The 22,067-nt window shown below is 63.9% G+C and carries 19 protein-coding genes and 1 pseudogene; 9 read left to right on the top strand and 11 right to left on the bottom strand.

What is annotated here, in order from left to right:
* Positions 1–86 precede the first annotated feature (86 nt).
* Genes O6R08_RS04065 through O6R08_RS04055 form a run of 3 tightly spaced genes read left to right on the top strand, consistent with a single transcriptional unit; the run spans position 87 to position 3,227 of the window.
* A complete protein-coding gene (locus O6R08_RS04065) occupies positions 87–1,379 on the top strand; it encodes an ABC transporter substrate-binding protein (RefSeq protein WP_271418848.1) in 1,293 nt (430 codons plus the stop codon).
* The gene (locus tag O6R08_RS04060; protein WP_271418847.1) at positions 1,376–2,380 is read left to right on the top strand and encodes a carbohydrate ABC transporter permease; all 1,005 of its coding nucleotides are present in this window, start codon (positions 1,376–1,378) and stop codon (positions 2,378–2,380) included. Before O6R08_RS04065 ends, O6R08_RS04060 begins: the two co-directional genes overlap by 4 nt.
* On the top strand, positions 2,373–3,227 hold the full coding sequence (locus tag O6R08_RS04055) for a carbohydrate ABC transporter permease (RefSeq protein WP_271418846.1): 855 nt from the start codon (positions 2,373–2,375) through the stop codon (positions 3,225–3,227). The genes O6R08_RS04060 and O6R08_RS04055 overlap by 8 nt, the downstream gene beginning before the upstream one ends.
* Positions 3,228–3,611: 384 nt before the next feature.
* Here the strand turns inward: O6R08_RS04055 and O6R08_RS04050 are convergent, their stop codons facing one another.
* The 4 genes from O6R08_RS04050 to O6R08_RS04035 form a co-directional block, all read right to left on the bottom strand.
* Entirely contained in the window at positions 3,612–3,809 is a 198-nt protein-coding gene (locus O6R08_RS04050; RefSeq protein WP_271418845.1) for a hypothetical protein, read from the bottom strand.
* Between the two features lie 82 nt (positions 3,810–3,891).
* Complete coding sequence (locus O6R08_RS04045) at positions 3,892–4,071, bottom strand: transposase (RefSeq protein ID WP_271418844.1); 180 nt, start codon at positions 4,069–4,071, stop codon at positions 3,892–3,894.
* A 139-nt stretch (positions 4,072–4,210) separates the two neighbouring features.
* Positions 4,211–4,591: an IS110 family transposase gene (locus O6R08_RS04040; RefSeq protein ID WP_271418843.1), complete on the bottom strand. Its 381-nt coding sequence runs from the start codon at positions 4,589–4,591 to the stop codon at positions 4,211–4,213.
* 225 nt (positions 4,592–4,816) lie between these two features.
* A complete protein-coding gene (locus O6R08_RS04035; RefSeq protein WP_271418842.1) occupies positions 4,817–5,254 on the bottom strand; it encodes a hypothetical protein in 438 nt (145 codons plus the stop codon).
* Between the two features lie 118 nt (positions 5,255–5,372).
* On the opposite strand from O6R08_RS04035, the gene O6R08_RS04030 reads away from it, so the two are divergent.
* Positions 5,373–5,942 carry an AAA family ATPase gene (locus O6R08_RS04030; protein ID WP_271418841.1) on the top strand — a complete coding sequence of 190 codons (570 nt, stop codon included), beginning with the start codon at positions 5,373–5,375 and terminating at the stop codon, positions 5,940–5,942.
* A 697-nt stretch (positions 5,943–6,639) separates the two neighbouring features.
* On the opposite strand, the pseudogene O6R08_RS04025 reads toward O6R08_RS04030, so the two are convergent.
* The 3 genes and pseudogenes from O6R08_RS04025 to acs (O6R08_RS04015) all read right to left on the bottom strand — a co-directional run bounded on the left by O6R08_RS04025 (position 6,640) and on the right by acs (O6R08_RS04015) (position 11,715).
* Positions 6,640–7,628: pseudogene (locus O6R08_RS04025) on the bottom strand (IS481 family transposase).
* A 173-nt stretch (positions 7,629–7,801) separates the two neighbouring features.
* A complete protein-coding gene (gene acs, locus O6R08_RS04020; RefSeq protein ID WP_271418840.1) occupies positions 7,802–9,685 on the bottom strand; it encodes an acetate--CoA ligase in 1,884 nt (627 codons plus the stop codon).
* Positions 9,686–9,828: 143 nt separating this feature from the next.
* Complete coding sequence (gene acs, locus O6R08_RS04015) at positions 9,829–11,715, bottom strand: acetate--CoA ligase (protein ID WP_271418839.1); 1,887 nt, start codon at positions 11,713–11,715, stop codon at positions 9,829–9,831.
* 228 nt (positions 11,716–11,943) lie between these two features.
* Here acs (O6R08_RS04015) and O6R08_RS04010 point away from each other — a divergent pair, with 228 nt between their 5' ends.
* Genes O6R08_RS04010 through O6R08_RS03995 form a run of 4 tightly spaced genes read left to right on the top strand, consistent with a single transcriptional unit; the run spans position 11,944 to position 15,926 of the window.
* Positions 11,944–12,465: a rhomboid family intramembrane serine protease gene (locus tag O6R08_RS04010; protein ID WP_271419229.1), complete on the top strand. Its 522-nt coding sequence runs from the start codon at positions 11,944–11,946 to the stop codon at positions 12,463–12,465.
* A 33-nt stretch (positions 12,466–12,498) separates the two neighbouring features.
* Positions 12,499–13,488, top strand: coding sequence for a 1,4-dihydroxy-2-naphthoyl-CoA synthase (locus O6R08_RS04005; RefSeq protein WP_271418838.1), 990 nt, complete (start codon positions 12,499–12,501; stop codon positions 13,486–13,488).
* Between the two features lie 39 nt (positions 13,489–13,527).
* The gene (locus O6R08_RS04000) at positions 13,528–14,694 is read left to right on the top strand and encodes an AMP-binding protein (protein WP_271418837.1); all 1,167 of its coding nucleotides are present in this window, start codon (positions 13,528–13,530) and stop codon (positions 14,692–14,694) included.
* Complete coding sequence (locus tag O6R08_RS03995) at positions 14,691–15,926, top strand: isochorismate synthase (protein ID WP_271418836.1); 1,236 nt, start codon at positions 14,691–14,693, stop codon at positions 15,924–15,926. The genes O6R08_RS04000 and O6R08_RS03995 overlap by 4 nt, the downstream gene beginning before the upstream one ends.
* 29 nt (positions 15,927–15,955) lie before the next feature.
* On the opposite strand, the gene menD is transcribed toward O6R08_RS03995, so the two are convergent.
* From menD to lepA, 3 genes are read right to left on the bottom strand one after another with little or no spacing between them, the layout of a single operon-like run.
* On the bottom strand, positions 15,956–17,500 hold the full coding sequence (menD, locus tag O6R08_RS03990; RefSeq protein WP_271418835.1) for a 2-succinyl-5-enolpyruvyl-6-hydroxy-3-cyclohexene-1-carboxylic-acid synthase: 1,545 nt from the start codon (positions 17,498–17,500) through the stop codon (positions 15,956–15,958).
* Positions 17,497–18,513, bottom strand: coding sequence for an o-succinylbenzoate synthase (locus O6R08_RS03985; RefSeq protein WP_271418834.1), 1,017 nt, complete (start codon positions 18,511–18,513; stop codon positions 17,497–17,499). Before O6R08_RS03985 ends, menD begins: the two co-directional genes overlap by 4 nt.
* Positions 18,510–20,357 (bottom strand): translation elongation factor 4, encoded by a 1,848-nt coding sequence (gene lepA, locus O6R08_RS03980; protein WP_271418833.1) that lies wholly within the window; start codon positions 20,355–20,357, stop codon positions 18,510–18,512. The genes O6R08_RS03985 and lepA overlap by 4 nt, the downstream gene beginning before the upstream one ends.
* Positions 20,358–20,611: 254 nt before the next feature.
* Between lepA and rpsT the strand changes: the two genes are divergently transcribed.
* Positions 20,612–20,878: a 30S ribosomal protein S20 gene (gene rpsT, locus O6R08_RS03975; protein WP_271418832.1), complete on the top strand. Its 267-nt coding sequence runs from the start codon at positions 20,612–20,614 to the stop codon at positions 20,876–20,878.
* Between the two features lie 174 nt (positions 20,879–21,052).
* On the opposite strand, the gene holA is transcribed toward rpsT, so the two are convergent.
* Positions 21,053–22,051, bottom strand: a complete 999-nt coding sequence (gene holA, locus O6R08_RS03970) for a DNA polymerase III subunit delta (RefSeq protein ID WP_271419228.1) — start codon at positions 22,049–22,051, stop codon at positions 21,053–21,055.
* Positions 22,052–22,067: the final 16 nt, after the last annotated feature.

Below are 22,067 nucleotides of genomic sequence, written 5' to 3'. Positions count from 1 at the left end.
GAGCCACCACACCTTCTGGCTATCCGAATGGCGAACACCAAGGGCGACGGGTGAAATTTCAACAGTTCGAGGTTTAAGCTGCCTTCATGAATGTCTCTCGCCGTCGTCTCCTCAGCGCCTCTGCCGGCCTGGCCACTGCCGCCGTCCTGACCGCGTGCGGGTCGAACACCGGTGGGGTATCCACCGGCTCGAAGTCCAGCTCCACGTCGGGTGGCTCCGGAAAGATCGTCCAGTGGTACCACGAGTACGGCGAGAAAGGTGTCCAGGAAGCCGTCAATCGCTACGCCAAGGATTACAAGGACGCCTCGGTCACCGTGAAATGGAACCCCGGCACCGACTACATGAAGCTGCTGGGCACCACCCTGCTGTCCGGATCGGGCGTCCCCGATGTCTTCGAGTCCGAGTACGGCGCCACCCTTGACATGATCCAGAAGGGCCAGGTCGTTAACCTCACCGACACCATCGGTGACGCCAAGTCCACGTTCTCCCAGCCGGTGCTGGATCGTATGACCCTCGACGGCAAGATCTACGCGATCCCCCAGGTCGTCGACATGCAGCTGCTCTACTACCGCAAGTCAGTACTGGAGAAGGCCAAGCTGTCGGCCCCGACCACCTTCGAGCAACTCGTCGAGGCTGCCAAGGCCGTCAAGACCAACGACATGGGCGGGTTCTTCGCCGGCAACGACGGTGGCGTCGGTGTGCTCGGCAACCTCCTCATCTGGGCCTCCGGCTTCGACCAGCTCAATGACGACCACACCGACGTCGCCTTCATGGAGCAACCCTTCTTCGACGCCGTGTCCGCCTACCGTGACTTCCACCAGTCCGGTGCTCTGCTGACCGCCGCATCGAAGGACTGGTTCGACCCCGCCCCCTTCGTCAACGGCGAGACCGCCATGCAGTGGGGTGGCCTGTGGTCCCTCCGCGACATCGCCAAGAAATGGCAGGACGACTTCGGCGTCATCGCATTCCCGGCCATCGGCGCATCCGGCAAGCAGGCCGTCCCCTTCGGTGCCTACGGCTCCTGTGTCGCTGCCAAGGGGACGAGCAACGACGTCGAGGCTGCCCGGAAGTTTGCCAAGTGGCTGTGGGTCGATCAGACTGACAAGCAGGTCGACTTCGCCAACTCCTTCGGAACGCACATCCCGTCCCAGCCTGACCTCACCGAGAAGTGCTCCCAGATCAACAGCGGCCCCGGCAAGGACGCCGCCAAGATGGTCGACAAGTATGGCAAGGCCCCGAGCCTGTTCTGGACCTCCAAGATTTCCGACGCCTACAGCGCCGCGCTGACGAACGTCGTCAAGAAGGGTGAAGACCCGAAATCGGCCTTTGCGGGAGTGCAGTCGACGGCCAAGGCTGAACTCAAGCGCGTCAACAAGTGAGTTCGTCGACACTCTCGAAGCCCCCGCCCCGCAGTTTCTGGCAGCGAGTTCGGGGGCGCCAGGGACGTAACCTCTGGTTTGCCCTGTTCGTTGCGCCGTTCCTGATCGGGCTGCTGATCTTCGTCTGCATCCCCATTATCTGGAGCGCCTACCTGTCGTTCTTCGATGCTCGGGCGACCCTGTCCCCCACGACGTTCGTCGGTTTCGCCAACTACCAGAACCTGTTGACCGACCCCTTGTTCCGCAAGTCGATGCTGGTTTTCATCGTCTTCGCGGTGTTCATCGTCCCTCTCACCTACGTGTGTTCCCTGGCCCTTGCGCTGGCACTCAACAACGTCGGCACCTTGCGGGCTTTCTTCCGCTCCTCCTTCTTCATCCCGACGGCCTGTTCCTATGTCGTCGCGGCGATGGTCTGGCGGCTCAGCTTCTTCAACGGAGCACGGTTCGGCCTGGTCAACTCCCTGCTGCGCAAGGTCGGTGGCAGCAACATCGACTGGCTGTCCGGGGTGGGCTACTGGTACTGGATCGCGCTGGTCTCACTGCGACTGTGGCTGCAGGTCGGCTACTACATGATCCTGCTCATCGCCGGTCTCAACCGCATTCCGACTGACACCTATGAAGCTGCTGCCATTGACGGCGCGGGCCGGTGGGCGACCCTGCGTCACGTCACCCTGCCGCAACTGCGCGCAGTCAGCGCTGCGGTCCTCATGCTGCTGCTCATCGGTGCTTTCCAGGCATTCGACGAGTTCTACAACCTGTTGTCCTCCTCGGGCACCTATCCGCCGTACGCGCGTCCCCCGCTGGTGCACCTGTACCTCATCAGCGTCGGTGGGGCCGATCAGGATCTTGGCATGGGCGGGGCCGGAACGGTCATCGTCACCGGCATCATCGTGCTGTTCGGCCTGGCCCAGAACTGGCTGGTGACCGGCCAGGAGCGTCGCGAGAAGAAGGCCATCACGCCGACCGCCCAGGATCGTCGCGAGGAGGTGTCCCATGGCTGAGGAACGTTCCCACATGGTCACGGGCCGCTCCGGGAGATTCCTGCACGGCCTCAAGATCGTCGTGCTGTTCATCTTGGCCCTGCTGTTCCTGCTGCCCTTCTACGTCATCTTCCGAAATGCCTTCACCAGCTCGGAAGCCTTCGTCGCCGCAGAATGGACGTGGCTGCCTGACAACCTCGACTTCTCGGTACTGCGGGATCTGTTCAGCGACACTGACCTCAACCTGCCCGCAGCGATGCTCCACTCGGCCATCCAGGCCGTCGGCCAGACGCTGCTGACGGTCCTCGTCAGTTTCATGGCTGGTTACGGGCTGGCGAGGTTCCCCAACAAGGCCGCGACAGTGGTGCTACGGCTGACGGTGCTCACCCTCATGGTGCCGACTGCCGTCACCTTCGTGCCGAGTTTCATCATGACGACCCGGTTCGGGTGGATCGATTCCTACCGAGGCCTCATCATCCCGATGATGTTCTCGGCCTTCGCAACCTACATGTTCCGACAGTCCCTGCTGGAGTTCCCCCACGAGCTGGAAGAGGCCGCGAATCTCGACGGAGCCAACCCGTGGACGACGATGTGGCGCATAGTCGTCCCCAATTCCAAGGGAATCATCGCGGCCGTGACGACGATCACCTTCATCGGTGCCTGGAACTCCTTCCTGTGGCCACTTCTGGTGGCCCGCGACAACACCATGACCATCCAGCTCACCTTGAGCCGATTCATGACGAGCCAGGGAGTCAATTACCCCAAGTTGTTCGCCGGAGCCTTGGTGGCGATCGTGCCGGTCGTCATCGTTTTCCTCGTCCTGCAGCGCTATCTGGTGCAGGGCTTGGAGACCTCTGGCATGGACTGAGACCTCCCACCTCGATCCGTGCCCCTCACACCCCGGCGCGTAACCAACGTCATGCACCGCAACACCTGGTATGGGTGCAGGCTTTGTCAAGAGGGCAGGACGAGGCGCCACCGGGCTGGATGTCTGGCGGCGCCTGCCTTGTGTTAACCCGAAGTGGTTGTGGTCAGGGGTTCCGCGTGTCTGTACCACGGCCATGTCAGTCTGATATTCGCGGGCTGGATACCGCAGGACGATGTTTTCGGCTCGCAACCTCACGCGCGTCTAGGATCGAGCATCGCCGACACGTTGGTGTCGGCTGCTCATGGTGTATCGCGGGTCGTTCCGGTCGCTACCTCACCCCGTGACCGGCCGGTCTTCGAGCCAAGTGTGTGAGCCTCGAGCCGGTTATTCCTCGAGGACAGCCAGCGACCAGCACCAACCCGCCAACTCGCGGGCGATCGCAGCATCGGCGACGTTGCTGGGCTTGCTACGCTTCGTGAACTGGTCCCAGCGGTAGTGGAGACGACGGTTGCCCAGGTCACCGCGGGCCCGGGCCGCTGGGGATGCGAGGTCCCAACGCTCACGCATCGTCGTGCCCGCCACGTAACGGTGCTGGTGGTGCCACACGGCCTCGACCAGCAGCCGGCGGCATGACCGTTACCGGTCTTCGTGATCGGCCCGGCGATCATGACTGCCCCGAGGAGTTCTCCGACGGGACCACACCGACGAACGAGCCAATCGAGTTGCCAGTGAACCTGGCCCAGTCGCCGATCTCGACCACCAGGCCAAACCCGGTCAGGGTCGAGATTGGCCGCAGGCAGCCAAGCCGGTGAACCGTGTCGGCCCACAGGCTGTTCTGGGCCATGACGGTGATGCGCTGGTCGAGACAATCGGCGCGCCGTGATCGTGATCACACTGTCATAGGCCTCATCGAACGCGGCCTGGACCAGCACAGAGTCGAACCGTTACCGCTGAAGCCAAGCATCATGCGCGTTACTCCAGGCCTACCCACCCGAGTAGACGACCCCATGACGCGCCAGGAGCTTCGAGCCTCGATGACAGGCTCGCATCAGGTCACTGCGGCAGTCTTCCCGAGCCCTGACGAGGCCGCGGGCAGCCTCGGTGAACTCGTCGGGGACAGTGACTGCAGTGAACCCATCCAGCCGCAACAGGGTCGACAGGTGTTCGGCGTCAATCGCATCAGTCTTCACCCTCGCCCCCGAAGGCCGCTGCAACTTGGACGGGGCCGCGACGACCGTCCGGATGCCGTACCACAGGAGAGTTCGAGCCAGCCCATAACCGGTCGGGCCAGCCTCCAAGATCACCGCAGCTAGCCCGGGCAAAGCCGTGACCCACGCCGTCACCTCCCCCCAGGATCGGGACACAGCCTGGCCTTGAAGACTCCTCCGGTCTGGACGTCCATCACATGCACCACCACGGACCGGGCATACACATCCAAACCAACACTCCTACGCTCGATAAACAACCAAGCCCCCACACATGACGGAAAGGCCAGAGGGGCCCACCCCGCCCGGCAACCCACGAATCGTCACGCGGCAAGACCCCAGCCCACCAGACCCTCACCCCCGAAACAGAGTCACCCATACCGTCTAGACGCGCTGCTCACGCTTACCGAAGGGCTTGTCGCGCCACTCGTAGTAGGCCGATGGGGCGATCTCGATGCCATGAACCCGCAGGATCTGGCAGATCGACTCGGCATCCCACCGCAACCCATCCGCCTCACGCCTGCCGGCGTGCTCGCGGATGAAGTCGACGATCACTGCCCCGGCCGGTAGAGCTCGGCCACCAAAGAAAGCCGACGCCGCCTTCAAGATCGCATTCGCCCTTCTCAGTTCCGCATTCTCACGCTTCAACCGTGCGGCCTCGGACGACTCCTCGCTGCTAACACTCCGACGCTGTCCTTGGTCGACCTCGTCCTGACGGCCCCCAGCGCCGCAGGGTCTCCGGGTCGAGACACCGACAAGTTGGGCGACCTTGACCACAGCCGGCCAGTCACCTTCGTACTCCGGGCGGGTCTCGTGATACATCCGCACCACCCGCGCCAACTCAGTCGGGTAGCGCTTGCTCGTGTTGCCCGATACGACTCCAACCTTCCCAAAGTTCGGAGTCGCCGGACATACCGGAGCGATTCAGTACCATGCCACCATGGACGTTCCCCACACGGAGCAGATGCCCTCCACCGAAAGACATCGAACCCTTTGTCTCCTTCTCGCAGGGCTGACAGGTTCTGGGAAGTCTACCTTCGCAAAGAGGGTGGCTTCAAAGGGCGGGATTCGCATCTCGGTCGACCAGCTGGTTTTTGACGAATTCGGACGTTACGGAGTTGACTACCCTGAGCCTCTATATCCCGAGTTTGAGCGTAGAGCTTTAGAGACTGCACGGAGACAGCTGCTCGATGAGATCGGCCGGGAAAAGCGCGTGGTCCTAGATCACGGACTGTGGACGGACGATGATCGTCTGGAGTGGGTACGCCTCGTTTCACGAGCGGGAGGAGTCCCTGTTCTGGTCAAATTTGAACCCCCTATCGACGTACTCCGCCAGCGTCTGGCAGCGAGAAATCGGGAGACTCATGCGGATGCCCTGCACGTCACCGAATCGGCTCTACAGGACTTCATCGCCCGCTACGAACCGGTCCCTACGGCGCTGAATCCAATCGACGGCCTAGAACCCTTCGAGTTGGTTATGCAGAAAGCCCTACTTCGACTTCGTGGCTGATGACTACGCAGGGGGAATCCCAATCTGGCGGAAAACGCCCTCATCACCACCGTCTGCGAAAGGCTTCGTCTGGTACCGGGGTGTCTTTACCTTCCTCGTCAAGCGACGAGGGGAACGGGTGATAATTCTGGTGTCGAGGCGGGGATCCAACCGGGCGACCGGTTCTTAATCATCGCGAACAGGATGATCTACCGTCGAGCTTTCCGGCAGGGCGGTTGTGAGGGCATGATCGGTGTCTGAGCGCAGGAGGATTCGGCTATCGGACGCTGCGCGGGCGTCAGTAAGGTCATCGCGAAAGCGTATCGGTTGCGGTTGCAGACAAGACACCATGGAGACGGCCCGTCTGCCGCAGGAAGCTGGCGACCGCTGCCTGCCTACGCTCGGGGGGAAACAGCCGGGAGCGGTGTCCGTCTCGTGTCCTCCGCTGAAGGCTCAATCCTCTGAGGCATGTCTGTTAGCGCGCCGCGCCCTCAAACGGAGTCGATCACGAAACTATCGTGGAGCGGCTACTATCGCGCCTGTGTCTGGCTCCCCTATCAACAGCCATGCTCCGCTCAACAGCCAGGCCCCGCAACTCCTCGCGTCTAGGCGTTGCGGTCCATGACGTTATAGACGCGGCCGGGGATGTGAGGGGGCAGGTCTCCCCGTCAGGATGAGTGGCGTCTAAGCCGTCATCCGAAGAAAGAAAGGACCCACACTAACTGTAAGAGGTCATGACGTTGGTTACGCGTTCGTGGACGCGTGTGGCTGGTGGCTGGTCTCGGCAGGCGGTGTGGGGTCGATGGTAGTTGTCGTGGATGTTCCAGACGGCGATGGCCCGGTTCCTCTCGGCTTCTGACCGGTAGGGCCGGGCATACAGGAGTTCCTCGGCCAGGATCCGGTGGCAGCGCTCAACCTTCCCGTTGTGGCGGGGGTGTAGGGCCGGATCCGCTGGTGACGGGTCCGGGTGGCGGCCAGCGCTGTGGCGAACACTGCTGAGCGGTAGGCGTTGCCATTGTCGGTGATCACCTTGAGGATGCGGGTGATGCCGTGGGCGGCGAACCAGACCCGGGCCCGGGCAAGGAACCCGACCGTGGTCTGGGTCTTTTCATCGGGCAGGGCCTCGGTGTAGGCCAAGCGGCTGAACCCGTCGATGGCGGTGTGCAGGAACGTGTAACCGATTCCCCGTGTGGGACCTGACGTGTCGGTGCCCCTGCCGTGGATGCGCCAGCCCCCGCTCTCGGGGATCGTGCCGACCTTTTTGACATCAATGTGGACCATGTGGCCTGGCAACCGGGCGGTGGTACGGCCAGGCTTGCGGGTAGAGGTGCCATCGACGTCGAGGAAGCGGCGCTGGTTTAGCCCGAGTTTCCGCAGCCAGCGGGTCACCGTGGAGACAGACAGCTGGTGGCCCTTGACCCCCAACTCCACACTGATCCGGGCGGCCGACCACGTGTGGTCACGACCCCAGGTATCGATCAGGTCGACTACCTCAGGGCTGGTCATGGTCGGGCTGGTGCGGGGACGGCTGGAACCATCGACCAGGCCGGCCTGCCCGAACCGGCGGTAGCGGTTCACCCATTTCGACAAGCACGCCCGTGACACGCCAGCCTCGGCTGCCACGTGGGCGATCAGACGATGGTGGCAGCGCTGGACCAGCCGGCGACGTGCTTCGAAGGTCAAGGCGGCATTACGGTGGTGTCTCAAAGGCAGGCTCCTCGTTCGGATGGATGTGTCGCAACTCCCATCCTGTCGAGGACCTGCCCCCTCACATTCCCAGGAGCGTGGCTGCCCACGCCGCCGGGAACCATGACGAGGGCCGGGACACCTGAAGTGTCCCGGTCCTCTCACTCCTGGCCCTGTCACATCAGCGACGTGACTCAGTCGTCGAGGGTCGACAGGTCTCCCTCGTCCTCGCCGAGGGCACGGGCTTTGAGGACCCGACGCATGATCTTGCCCGAGCGAGTCTTCGGCAGCTTCTCGACGAAATCAATGGTGTCGGGCTTGGCGATCGGCGAGAGGGTCTCAGCGACGTGGGCGCGGATGTCGGCGATGAGGTCCTTGGACGGCTCATATCCGGTGTGGAGCACCACGACCATGTGGATCGCATTGCCCTTGACCTCGTGCGGCAGACCGATGGCGGCGCACTCGGCGACGGCTGGGTGGGAGCCAACAGCCGTCTCGACCTCAGCAGTCCCGATGCGGTGACCAGAAACCTTGATGACGTCGTCGGTCCGACCGATGATCCAGACATAGCCGTCCTCGTCAATACGGGCCGAGTCACCGGTGAGGTAGACCCCCGGGTACTTCGACCAGTAGGTGTCGACATAGCGCTCCGGCTCCTTGTAGAGCGTGCGCAGCATCGACGGCCACGGGTTCTTGAGGACCAGGAAGCCGTCAGTGCCCGGCGGAACCTCCTTGCCGTCCTCGTCAACGACGGCAACCTCCTGACCGGGGATGGGCTTGCCCGCCGATCCCGGCTTCTTTGGCATCGTGGGGAGGCTGGTGAGCTGCATAGCACCAGTCTCGGTTTGGAACCAGGTGTCGATGACGGCGCACTTTCCATTGCCAACAACATCGTGGAACCACTGCCAGGCCTCCGGATTGAGAGGCTCACCGGCACTGAAGAGGATGCGCAGACTGGACAGGTCATGCTTGCGCACCCAAGCGTCACCGAAACGCATCAGGGTACGGATGGCCGTCGGAGCGGTGAACATGCTGTTGATCCCGTAATGCTCGATGAGCTGCCACCACACGTCCGGGTACGGGAAGACCGGGCTGCCCTCAGCCATGAAGGTAGTCGCGCCACGCAGCAGCGGGGCATAAATGACGTAGGAGGTGCCGGTGATCCAGCCCGGATCGGCGGTACACCACCAACGATCTTCCTCGTGGATGTCCATGCAGTACTTCATGGTCGCCGACAGGTGCACCTGATAGCCACCGTGGGTGTGGACGACTCCCTTCGGCTTGCCCGTCGACCCGGAGGTGTAGAGGATGAACAGCGGATCCTCGGCGTCCACCTGGACGGTCTCGCATCTGCCCTTGGCAATCGGCAGCTTGCACAGCTCGTGATACCAGTGATCACGGGTCGGATCCATGGTGACCTCAGACTCTGTGTTGCGCACGACGATGACATTCTCGACGGTCGGGGAAAATTTCACAGCATCGTCGACAATCTGCTTCATCGGGAACACCTTGCCGTTGATCCACGACCCGTCGACAGTGATGACGACCTTCGACTCCGAACCGTCAATACGCTGATTGAGAGCCTCCGACGAATACCCGGCAAAGACCACCGAGTGCACCGCACCAATCTTGGCGCACGCCAGCATCGCGAAGAACAATTCCGGGATGCGCGGCAGGTAGATGGTCACGACGTCACCCTTGCGCACACCCATCGAGAGCAGGATGTTGGCCATCTGCTCGACCTCACGAGCCAGCGAGAAGTACGAGAAGGTGCGCACCTTCGAGGTGTCCTCACCAACCCAGATGAGGGCCAACTTGTTACGACGAGCGGTGTTGAGGTGACGATCCACCGCGTTGGTGACGATATTCGTCCTGGCTCCGGTGAACCACTTGAAGAACGGGGCGTCGGAACGATCCAACACCTTGTCCCACGGCTTGGACCACTCAAGTTCCTGGGCCTCGGCCTCCCAGAAACCTTCGGGATCAGCGACGGCAGATTCGAGCAGCGTGTTCCAATCGCCCACATTGGCGACATCGACGACGGGTTGGGGTGGGTCAACAATGGTCTCGTCAGTCATGGTGTCCTCCTTGACACTCGGGTTTGGTGAATCTGAACTGGATATGGGTGGGGTCTCGACGCCTGGCGTACCCAGCGTCGAGACCCTTTTCAGTTGTCCATATGTGGTGGTGTCCGATGTACCTGCGCAAGCAGCGTCGGGAATCAGTCGTCCAAGGTGGACAAGTCTCCTTCGTCCTGGCCCAGGGCGCGTGCCTTGAGGACGCGACGCATGATCTTGCCTGAACGGGTCTTCGGCAGTTTCTCAACGAAGTCGAAGCTGTCGGGCTTGGCGATCGGGGAGAGCACCTCGGCGACGTGGGCGCGTAGGTCGGCGGTGAGCTGTTTGGAAGGCTCGTAACCCTGAGCGAGGATCACGGTGCAATGGATGGAGTTTCCCTTGACCTCGTGCGGCAAGCCGATGGCCGCGGCCTCGGCAACCGCCGGGTGAGAGACGAGGGCGGACTCGACCTCGGCAGTGCCGATGCGGTGACCGGAGACCTTGATGACGTCGTCGGTGCGACCGATGATCCAGATGTAGCCGTCCTCGTCGATACGGGCGGAGTCGCCGGTGAGGTAGAGCCCCGGGTACTTCTTCCAGTAGGTGTCGAGGTAGCGGTCGGGATCCTTGTACAGGGTCCGCATCATGGATGGCCAGGGGTTTTTGAGCACCAGGAAGCCCTCCTGACCCGGGGGCAGCTCGTTACCCTCCTCGTCCATGACGGCGGCCTCCTGACCAAAGACCGGCCGACCAGCAGCGCCGGGCTTGAGAGGCATCGCGGGAACCGTGGTGATCTGGAACATTCCGGTCTCGGTCTGCCACCAGGTGTCGGTGATGGGGCATTTGCCGTTGCCGACGACATCGTGGAACCATCGCCAGGCCTCCGGGTTGATCGGCTCACCGACCGAGCCGAGGATGCGAAGGCTGGACAGGTCGTGCTTGCGCACCCAGGCCTCGCCGAAGCGCATCAAGGTGCGGATGGCCGTCGGAGCGGTGTAGAAACTCGTGATGCCGTAATGCTCGATGAGCTGCCACCATCCGTCGGGATACGGGTAGGTCGGGCCGCCCTCATGCATGAAGACGGTGGCCCCGTTGAGCAGGGGGCCGTAGACGAGGTAGGAGTGACCGGTGATCCAGCCCGGATCGGCGGTACACCACCAACGGTCCTCTTCCTTGATGTCGAAGCAGTTCCTGAGGGTGGTGTAGGTACCAACCTGGTAGCCACCGTGGGTGTGGACGATGGCCTTCGGCTTGCCGGTCGACCCGGAGGTGTAGAGGATGAACAGCGGATCCTCGGCGTCCACCTGGACGGTCTGGCACTTGCCCTTGGCGATCGGCAGCTTGCACAGCTCGTGATACCAGTGGTCGCGGGTGGAATCCATGGCGACGTCAGACTTGGTGTTGCGCACGACGATGACATTCTCGACGGTCGGCGAGAACTTCACGGCATCATCGACGATCTGCTTCATCGGAAAGACCTTGCCGTTGATCCACGACCCGTCAGCGGTGATGACGACCTTGGACTCCGAACCGTCAATACGCTGATTGAGGGCCTCCGACGAGTACCCGGCGAACACCACCGAGTGCACCGCACCGATCTTGGCACAGGCCAGCATCGCGAAGAAGATCTCTGGGATGCGCGGCAGGTAGATGGTGACGACGTCGCCCTTGCGCACGCCCATGGCCTTGAGGACGTTGGCCATCTGCTCGACCTCACGGTTGAGGGCGAAGTAGGAGAAGGTGCGCACCTCGTCGGTGTTCTCACCGACCCAGATGAGGGCCAACTTGTTACGACGAGCGGTGTTGAGGTGACGATCCACCGCGTTGGTGACGATATTCGTCCTGGCTCCGGTGAACCACTTGAAGAAGGGCTTGCCGGAATCGTCGAGGACCTTGTCCCACGGCTTGGACCACTCAAGATTGCGGGCCTGTTCCTCCCAGTACGCCACCGGGTCGGCCTTGGCCTTCTCCTCAAGCGTCTTCCAGTCCGAGACCCAGGCATTGTCGATGATGCTCTGATCAGGTTGAAAGACGTCGTGCTGGTCGGTCATACGGTCCTCCTCGACCTTCTGCCACTCTCGCGGCATCCGTTTCGCATGTTGGAAACGATGGAACCACAACAGGGGGTCTTTTGTGACCAAAATCACAGAATTATCCCGATTCTTCTTTGACACACTGGATACATGACTTCCTACCCGCCTCCGACGTCCACCCCTGTCCGTCGACGTCAGGCCCAACCGCCGAGCCGCACGAACTCCATCGCCAGCAGTGCTGGCGTGATGACTGTCGTCGTCGCGATCATGTGGATCCTCGAGGTGGTCGACACTGCGCTCGGCAACACCCTCGATCAGTTCGGGATCCACTCCTGGACTGCCGAGGGGCTGTGGGAGATCTTCACTGCCCCGTGGCTGCACTACGGCTGGGCCCACCTGGCCGGGAACTCCGTGCCACTCTTCGTCCTCGGCATGCTCGTCTACATGGAGTCGACGCGAACCTGGGTCGTCTCGGGACTCATGATCACGGTGTGCTCGGGACTGTTCGCCTGGTTCCTCAGCGCCCCGGGGACCATCACCCTCGGAGCCTCCGGAATTGTCTTCGGATGGTTGACCTATTTGCTCGTCCGAGGTCTGTTCACCAAGAGGCTGCGCGACATCGTCGTGGCCATCGTCGTCTTCCTCATCTACGGATCAGTGCTGTGGGGTGTCCTACCCGGGCAGGCCGGGATCTCCTGGCAGGCCCATCTGGGTGGTGCCATCGGTGGCGTGCTCGCGGCGTCATGGCTGGCACGCCATCGCAGATGAGGCAGCCCAGCCAAGGGTGGTAGCTTCCACCGAGTGAGCACCCTTCCTTTCGTCTCCGACACCTTCGACGCAGACCGCTGGCGCGAGGTCAGCCTTTCCGGCGATCCCCTGACCGACATGACCTTCCACCGGCTCATCTCGCGAGGTGAGGTCGATCACGCCCCGGCCGGCGAGGATCTGCCGGTGGTACGCATCGCCTTCGACCGTCCGGGGATCCGCAACGCCTTCCGACCGCACACCGTCGACGAGCTGTACCGCTGCATCGACACCGCCCGCTGCACTCCCGACGTGGCCGCCATCATCCTGACCGGCAACGGGCCCTCCCCGCGCGACGGCGGGTACTCCTTCTGCTCCGGCGGTGACCAGCGCATTCGGGGGGCAGCCGGTTACCAGTATGAGTCCCAGGAGGCTGCCGGCGACGAGGACCTGGCCACTGACGCACGCCGGGAGCGGATCGCCAAGGGACGACTGGGGCGTCTGCACATCCTCGAGGTGCAGCGCCTCATGCGCGCCACCCCCAAACCGATCATTGCTGCCATTCCTGGCTGGACGACCGGTGGCGGCCACTCCCTCATGGTGGTGGCTGACATGGCCGTGGCCAGTCGGCAGAATGCACGGTTCAAGCAGGTCGACGCCAACGTCGGCTCCTTCGACGCCGGATACGGTTCGGCCCTGCTGGCTCGCCAGATCGGTGACAAGAGGGCCCGTGAAATCTTCTTCCTGGCCCAGACCTACACCGCCGAACAGGCCGAGCAGTGGGGTGTCATCAACCGCGCCGTCGACCACGCCGAGCTGGAGACCATCGCCATCGAGTGGGGCTTGACGATCGCCGGCAAGTCCCCGCAGGCCATCCGGATGCTCAAATACGCCTTCAACATGGTTGACGACGGCATCGCCGGTCAGCAGGCCTTCGCCGGGGAGGCGACGCGCATGGCGTACATGACCGAGGAGGCCCAGGAGGGTCGAGACGCCTTCCTCGAGCACCGCTCCCCCGACTGGTCGGCCTACCCGTACTACTACTGATCCCTCACCGGCGGACACCACGACCCGACAGGAGGCTTGATGGCCGAGACCGCACGACTGCACGTCGTCAGGGTGGAGCGCACCCAAGCAGACGTCGACTGGCTGACAGAGCGCTTGAGAAAGTTCCTTCATGGTTCGACGAGGTCAGTTCTCGTGCCGGCCGGGGGCGAGGAGAACCTCGTGGCCACCCTCGAGAACATCGAGAGACGGACGGTCTTCCTGCCCGATGAGGTCGGGCTGGTCCTGAGGACGTCTGGGTCGACATCTGCTCACGGGCGTCTTGTCGGTATCTCAGCGTCTCAGCTGCTGGCATCCATCAACGCCACGGATGCCCGACTCGGCGGGGCCGGAACGTGGGTGCTCGCCCTTCCTCCCCACCACATTGCCGGTCTGCAGGTCGTCGCCCGTGCCGCAGTCGGGGATCGTTCGGTGGTCGTCGTCGAGGGAAAGGTCACTCCTGGAGCCCTTGCTGAGGCCATCGATGCCGCAGTTCAGAAGGACCCGAAGGATCGGGTGTACCTGTCGTTGGTGCCAACCCAGTTGACCGATTGCATGGGTGATCCGGTTGCTCGGGTGGCCTTGGCGAGGTGTGCGGCGATCCTCGTCGGGGGTGCTGCGGCCTCTCCAGAGCTGGTTGCTGAGGCTCGGGCGGCCGGAATACCGATCGTGCTGACCTACGGGATGAGCGAGACCTGTGGCGGGTGCGTCTACGACGGGGTTCCGCTCGACGGTGTGCAGGTGAGTCTGGACGAGGACGGGCGAGTGTCCCTGTCAGGTCCCATGGTGATGTCGGGATACCTCGACGAGGGCCCGACCGGGCAGTGGTACCGCACCGGGGACATCGCCCACTGGCAGGATGGCCGTCTCGTCGTCGATGGTCGGGCCGATGACCTCATCATCTCCGGCGGTCTCAAGATTTCCCCTGGTCACGTGGCCCATGCCGTCACTTCGACCGGGTTGGCGGCTGAGTGTGTGGTCGTGGGGCTACCTGATGAGAGGTGGGGTCAGGTTGTCACGGCTGTCGTCACGGGGTGTGCGGAGCCGCATCGCGTCCGAGAAGCCGTCGATCTGCCACGGCAATTGCGTCCGCAGGTGGTTGTGACGGCTGAGGCCATTCCCATGTTGGCTCCTGGGAAGGTGGATCGCCGTGAGGTGATCAGGCTGGCCGAGCAGGCCCGGGCGGAGGGATCTGCCTGGACGCGATGATCGCCCCTGAGGCGAGGCGCACCGGAGTAGCATCTGCCCTCGTGCACACCTTGTCCTGCGATGTCGATCTGTCTGCTGCGAGTGGGGCACGATGGTTGGACGCCGTGCGTCGCTACTGCCCGCCGCAGGTCGACCCGTGGATCTGGGTCGCTCCTGACACCGACGATGCCCCGGCCATGGTCGGTTGGGGTGAGCAGGCCCGTTTCACCGCGCACGGGCATGGCGCCGCCGAGAAGGCCTTCACGGCCTATTCGTCGTGGGCTGCCGAGCACCCCGACGCAGCCCCCGTGGCGTTTGGGTCCTTCCCGTTCTCCCGTGACGCCGACGGATTCCTCGTCGTCCCCGCTGTCCTCCTCGTGCGTCGTCACCTGGGCGAGAGCACTGTCGTCTTCGGCGCAGACTCCCCCCAGCTTCATCGGCGCGATGGCGACCTGCCGGTCATCGACACCCTGCTTCTCGACCTTGACGCCGATCAGTGGCGCCATGCCGTCACCACCGCGACGACTCGGCTGTCGCAGGACTCGGAGCTGGAAAAGGTGGTGCTCTCGCGGTCGGTGAGTGTGCGAGCATCCGCCCCCATGGACCGTGGACTGGTCGCCGCCCGGCTCTCGGGCAAGTTCAGCGGCTGCTGGACCTACTGCCATGACGGTTTGGTTGGGGCGACTCCCGAGCTGCTCGTCGACTGCCGCGATGGCCTGTTTCGTTGCCGGGTGCTCGCGGGCACCCGCAAGCCTTCGTGGTCCCATGAGTTGTTGCACGATCCCAAGGAGCACCGTGAGCACGAACTCGCGGTGGCTTCCGTGACGGGGCGACTGGCCGAGGCAGGGCTGTCCGAACCTGCTGTTCGAGGACCCTTCCTGCTGGAACTACCCAATGTGACCCACTTGGCCACCGACATCACGGCCAGGGTCACCACGACGAACGCGGCACACATCGTCGACGTCATTCACCCCACGGCAGCCGTGTGCGGTACCCCGCGAGAACTGGCCTACCAGCTCATCGAGCAGACCGAGACCATCGACCGAGGACGGTTCGCCGGCCCAGTCGGATGGATGTCGCCGGACGGATCGGGCCAGTGGGCCCTGGCCCTGCGTTGCGGTCAGTTCTCCCCTGACAACCAATCCGTACGAGTTCATGCCGGCGCCGGGATCATGCCCAGTTCTGACCCGGACAAGGAATGGATCGAGACCCGGGCCAAGATGGAGGCCTTCACGTCGGTGTTGGAGGGCTAGGAACCCTTGCCACAGACCTTCGGCCCTACTCAGACCGGGGGCAGGGTCACCTCGACGATGCTTCGTCCCCGAACAGGTTCGGCCAGGAAATCGGTGGTGTCGGCGCGCTGGTAGCGGGCACCCACGGCCTTGGCCAGCCCCTCCAGATAGAAGTCCTGCGGGGTGAGGAAGAACCTCTCCAACACCGGACGAGGAGCAGCAGCGTGTTCCAGCCCGGCAAAGATCGCTCCCCCGGCGTCATTGAGCACGACGACCTGGACGTCGACATCTCGTTCAGCCGCTCCCTTGAGCAGGGCGGTCGCATCGTGAGCAGCGGTGAGGTCTCCGACGACAACTCGCACCGGCATTCCCAGCCCCAGGTGCAGTCCGACACCCGTCGAGACGGTGCCGTCGATTCCGGCCACTCCGCGGTTGGCGATGGCCACCGGCCCGCGCTGCTGGGGAACCGCGCACCGGTCGAAGGATCGGATGACAGCGGATGCGCCGAGCACGAGAAGTGGTCCCACCCCACGGCAGGCATCGGCCCAGATGGCCGCACAGATCTGGTCTTTGAGGGTGAGGGCCGCCGGATGGTCGGCGCGTTTCCACCGAGCGAGCCATCCCTCGTTCTGGCTGCTGGTGCGCACGGTGATGGGTCCGGGGACGACCCGGGCATCCCCAGCAACGTCAGTCCACTGGGGCCGCTTGGCGACGACGGTGACGCGATGATTCGCCAACAGCCGTGACACGGGTCGTGACAAAGTGGGATGGCCGAGAACGAGGACGGCCTCGACCTCCTCGGCCAGATCGGTGCCGAGGATACCCTGGTAGTCGGTGAGGGCGTTGTGGCCCAGCCTGGCCCCAGAACTCGGCTCAGCCAGGAGGGGCCAACATCCTTCCTCAGCGGCGGTCACGGCGTCGCGTCCGGCACCATCACCGGCGACGACGACGGTGTGAGGGGGCATGGAGACCGGGGTCGCCGGTCGGGAAACCCTATCCACGACTCGAGGCTTCGGTAGACACGGCTGCCACGGCTCGTCGGGCACGAGCGGGTCACGGAATCCAACGTTGAGGTGGACCGGTCCGGGGTCAGCCGACAGTGCCCCGCTGGCCGCCGTGACGGCACGCAGCACGAGCCCGTCGAGGCGGTCATCGGCGGGGAAACCGGCGGGGATGGCGCCGAAGAATCTCGGTGCCGTCCCGTAAATCCCCTCTTGGGTGGTGGTCTGATTGGCGCCGGTCTGCCACATCTCGTGGGGACGATCGGCAGAGCACACGATGAGCGGAACCCCACTGGCGTCGGCCTCCAGGACCGCAGGATGCAGGTTCGCCACGGCCGTCCCCGAGGTCGTCACGACGACGGCCGGACGCCACAGCCCCTCCATGACCGAGGCCCGCGACAGGCCCAGGGCGACGAATCCGGCGGAACGCTCGTCGAGGCGCACATGCACGCGCAGCCACCCGGCGGCCTCGGCGTCAGCCAGGGCATAACCGATGGGGGCGTCGCGGGAGCCAGGACAGTAGACGACATGTTCGACCCCGGCTGCGGCAAGGGCACTGACCAGTCGGCGGGCCACTGCGGTGGAGGGGTTCACGGTCGTCTCCGTTCCATCTCGGCCCAGGCGGCCACGGTGAGATCCAGACGCTGGGCCCATCTGGGGCACAGGTCGTCGTCGGGGTCGTCGGCCACGACGTCGACAACCCCTCGCTGGGGCCTCAGGTAACCATCGACGGGAGTCAGGGGCGAGTCACTGACGTCACCGCGGAACAGCCGCAGGGTCCCCAACCCGCAGGCATGGTCGAGGTGTGGCAGGGCAGCCGCCAGGTGTGTGGCCAGCCCGATGCCGATGCTGGTGTCCAGGGCTGAGGAGACGACGGCGGGCAATCCGGCAGCGTCGATGACCTCCAGGGCGCGCGAGATGCCGGCCAGCGGTTGGGCCTTGACGATGATGAGGTCGGCTGCTCCGGCTCGTGCCACCGCCACTGGGTCCTCGGCGCGACGCACCGACTCGTCAGCGGCCACCGGAACATCGACCCGCCGGCGCACCCGGGCAAGATCTTCGACCTGGGGGCAGGGCTGCTCGACGTATTCCAGCCCTTCGGCGGCGGCGTCGAGCTCGGTGATGGCCCGCACTGCTGTCTCGACGTCCCAGGCGCCATTGGCGTCCACCCGAATCCGGCCCGCCGGCATCGCCTCGCGTACCGCAGCGACACGCCGGCAGTCCTCGCGCAGGTCACTGCGGGGATCGGCAACCTTGACCTTGGCAGTGGTGCAGGACGACTGGGCCGCCATCGTCCGAGCCCGATCCGCGTCGACGACAGGGATGGTGACGTTGACCGGGATGCGGTCTCGTCGGGGCGCTGGGACAGGTTCGGTGGCCCCCTCGATCCCAGCTCGTAACCAGGATGCGGACTCAACCGGGTCGTAGTCCCAGAACGGGGACCATTCCCCCCACCCTTCGTGGCCGTGCAGCAGGGTGCCCTCGCGCACCTCGATGCCGCGGAATCTCACCGTGAGCGGCACGGTGAAGGCGATGACCTCATCAATACCGCGGTCGGCCAGCAGCGGCGGAACGTGCAACCGGTAGGCCCGCAGATGGGCACTCACTTCTTCTCCGTCGCCTCACCAGTGCGCAGGGCGGCCACGAAGGCTTCCTGGGGCACCTCGACCGAGCCGACGACCTTCATCCGCTTCTTACCGGCCTTCTGCTTCTCCAACAGCTTGCGCTTGCGGGAGATGTCACCGCCGTAACACTTGGCCAGCACGTCCTTACGGACGGCGCGGATGGTCTCGCGGGCGATGACCCTGGCACCGATGGCGGCCTGGATCGGCACCTCGAACTGCTGGCGTGGGATGAGTTCCTTGAGCTTGGCTGCCATGGCGACGCCATAGGAATAGGACTTGTCGCGGTGAACGATCGAGCTGAGGGCGTCGACCGGATCGCCATTGAGCAGGATGTCGACCTTGACGAGGTCAGCGGCCTGCTCGCCTGCCTCGTGGTAATCCAGCGAGGCGTACCCCTTGGTGCGGGACTTGAGCTGGTCGAAGAAGTCGAAGACGATCTCCGAGAGTGGCAACTGGTACCGAATTTCCACGCGATCTGAGGACAGGTAATCCAGCCCCTGCTGGACCCCGCGACGCTGCTGGCACAGCTCGAGGATGGTGCCGATGTACTCGGCGGGGCTGAGGATGGTGGCATCGACGATGGGCTCGCGCACCTCGGCGATACGTCCGGAGGTCGGGTATTCCGACGGATTGGTGACGGTGACGGTCGACCCGTCCTCCATGAGAACGTGGTGCACGACGGAGGGGGCGGTGGAGATGAGGTCAAGGTCGAACTCACGTTCCAGGCGCTCACGCACGATCTCCATGTGCAGCAGTCCGAGGAAACCGACGCGGAAACCAAATCCCAGGGCCGTCGAGGTCTCGGGTTCGTAGACCAGGGCCGCGTCATTGAGCTGCAACTTGTCGAGGGCGTCACGCAGCTCCGGGAAGTCCTTGGCGTCAATCGGGAAGAGCCCCGAGTACACCATCGGCTTGGGGTGCTGGTAGCCACCGAGATCGGTCTCGGAAGGTTTGGCGGCATTGGTAACGGTGTCGCCGACTCGGGATTGACGAACATCCTTCACGCCGGTGATGAGGTACCCAACCTCACCGACGGACAGCCCGTCAGCGGGAACCATCTCCGGGGAAATGACACCAATTTCAAGCACCTCATGGGCGGCCCCGGTGCTCATCATGAGGATCTTCTCGCGGTGATTCAGCGCGCCGTCGACGACGCGAACATAGGTGACGACGCCGCGGTAGGTGTCGTAAACCGAATCGAAGATGAGGGCGCGAGCGGGGGCGTCGGCCACTCCCTCGGGGGCCGGGACCTTGGCGACGATGGTGTTGAGCAGGTCGTCGACCCCGTCACCGGTCTTCGCGGAGACACGCAGCACCTCGGATTCGTCGCAACCGATGATCCCGGCGATCTCAGCAGCGTGGCGATCCGGTTCGGCTCCCGGGAGGTCGATCTTGTTGAGAACCGGGATGATCTCCAGGTCGGCTTCCAGGGCCAGGTACAGGTTGGCCAAGGTCTGGGCCTCGATGCCCTGGGCTGCGTCAACGAGCAGGATCGCCCCCTCGCAAGCCTGGAGGGACCGCGACACCTCGTAGGAGAAGTCGACGTGACCAGGGGTGTCGATCATGTTGAGAATGTGGGTGACGCCATCGACCTGCCACGGCATCCGCACTGCCTGGGACTTGATGGTGATGCCGCGTTCCCGCTCGATGTCCATCCGGTCCAAGTACTGGGCGCGGGCGCTGCGATCGTCAAGGACACCGGTGATCTGCAACATGCGGTCGGCCAGGGTCGACTTGCCGTGGTCAATGTGCGCAATGATGCAGAAGTTCCGAATGATGGCCGGATCTGTGCTGCCAGGCTGAGGCGCGGACATCTGCTCCCTCATGTCTCGACGGTGGGTGCCGGGGTGACCGGCTCAACTATCAGTCTCTCACGCACCAGCGACACCGCGCTCATCTCGGGGGGCTCACGTCGGGGGCTCACATGCGAACGCATCTGAGCACGACGGACGACGCCGGGGGTAGGGCTGCCACGAGAAAGTCCACTGATTTGGGGCTGCCGTGTTGATTTGGTAATGTGTCCTGTCGCGCCTGTCTGGCGCTTTCCACGTACATCGATCAAGAAATCAGAGGCTGCCCAGTGCCCAACATCAAGTCGCAGATGAAGCGCGTGAAGACCAACGAGAAGGCGCGCCAGCGCAACAAGGCCGTCAAGTCTGCCCTGCGCACCTACGTGCGTAACTTCCGTCGCGCCGCTGAGGCCGGAGACGTCGAGGCTGCCACCAAGGCCGCCAGGATCGCCAACCGTCAGCTCGACAAAGCCGTGTCCAAGGGCGTCATCCACAAGAACCAGGCCGCCAACCGCAAGTCGGCCATCTCCAAGAAGCTCAACTCGCTGGCCGCCTGAGTATTTTTCTCTCCCCGTCAGGGGACACACACAGCGCCTCGACCCACTGGGTGGTCGAGGCGCTTGACGTGCCTGCTGTGAACCACGCTCAGGACCCGGCCAACCATCGCAGCCCAACCCACCCCGTCAGACAGCCAGACGGTCCGGGGTCCTCCGGCGCGACCATCCGGACGTTTACTCCTGCCGGGCTTTCTCGACGTCGATGAGCATCGACTCCAAGGCGTAGTTGGCATCCACTGCGGCACCTTTGACAGCACCGTCGCAGCTATTGACCAGCCGAATTGCCCTGGCCACCCCGGCCTTGCTCCACGACCGCCCCTGCTTGTTGAGAGCCTTGAGTTTCCACGGCGAGACGCCGATCGCCTGAGCCAACTGCTTGTCGCCCATCCGAGAACTGCGCATGTCCAGGAACAACCCCAGGGAACGCAGCCCGAGTGCCATCGCAGCCGTCACCGCTGCCGGCTGGACTCCGGTCGACAACCCCCATCGCAAGGTTTCCAACGCATCTGGAAGTCGCCCCTCCAAGCTGGCATCGGCCACGCTGAAGGCCGAGATTTCCGCCCTGCCGCCGAAATAGGTCGTGACAGCTTGAGCGTCAATCCGCCCGTCGGGTGAATCACTGGCGAGCTGGTCAATGGCAGCAGCCAAGGTGCGCAGGTCATTGCCGAGGGCCTGGTGCAAGGCGTCGGCGGCGTCATGATCCATGTCGAGATGGGCTCGACGGGCCTCCGTGGCGATGAACTCGGGGATGGCCCACGGCTTGGGGGAATCGGCCTTCACCGTCTCGATCTTGGCTTTGGAGAGTTTGGTGAGCAGCCCCTTCCCCTTCACCCCTCCGGGATGGACGAGGATGAGACACAGGTCCTCCGAGGGGTGCGCTGCGGTGGTGGCAACCAGGTCGAACAGATCCTTGTCGAGATCGGCGATGGAGTCGACGATGACGATCGTCGCCTCGCTGAACAGCGATCCTCCGGTGGCTTCCACGAAACGACCGGCATCGACCTCGCGACCGACCAACTCGACGAGTTCAGCCTCCGGGGCTTCTCGTCGGGCGGCCTTCACCCGGGAGTCGACTGCCCTGTCCGACAGCAGGGTCTCTGACCCCTGGACCAACAATGCTCTGCCGTAGACCGAACTCACCTTCCCAAGGATGCCAGAGGACGCCGTCGAGATCGCCTCCGGCGATGTT

Origin of the sequence: Cutibacterium equinum (assembly GCF_028021195.1) — a bacterium.
In the GTDB taxonomy this organism is placed as follows: domain Bacteria; phylum Actinomycetota; class Actinomycetes; order Propionibacteriales; family Propionibacteriaceae; genus Cutibacterium; species Cutibacterium equinum.
Note: the sequence above shows the minus strand (reverse complement) of the source record. Positions and strands in the feature narration are given on the sequence as shown.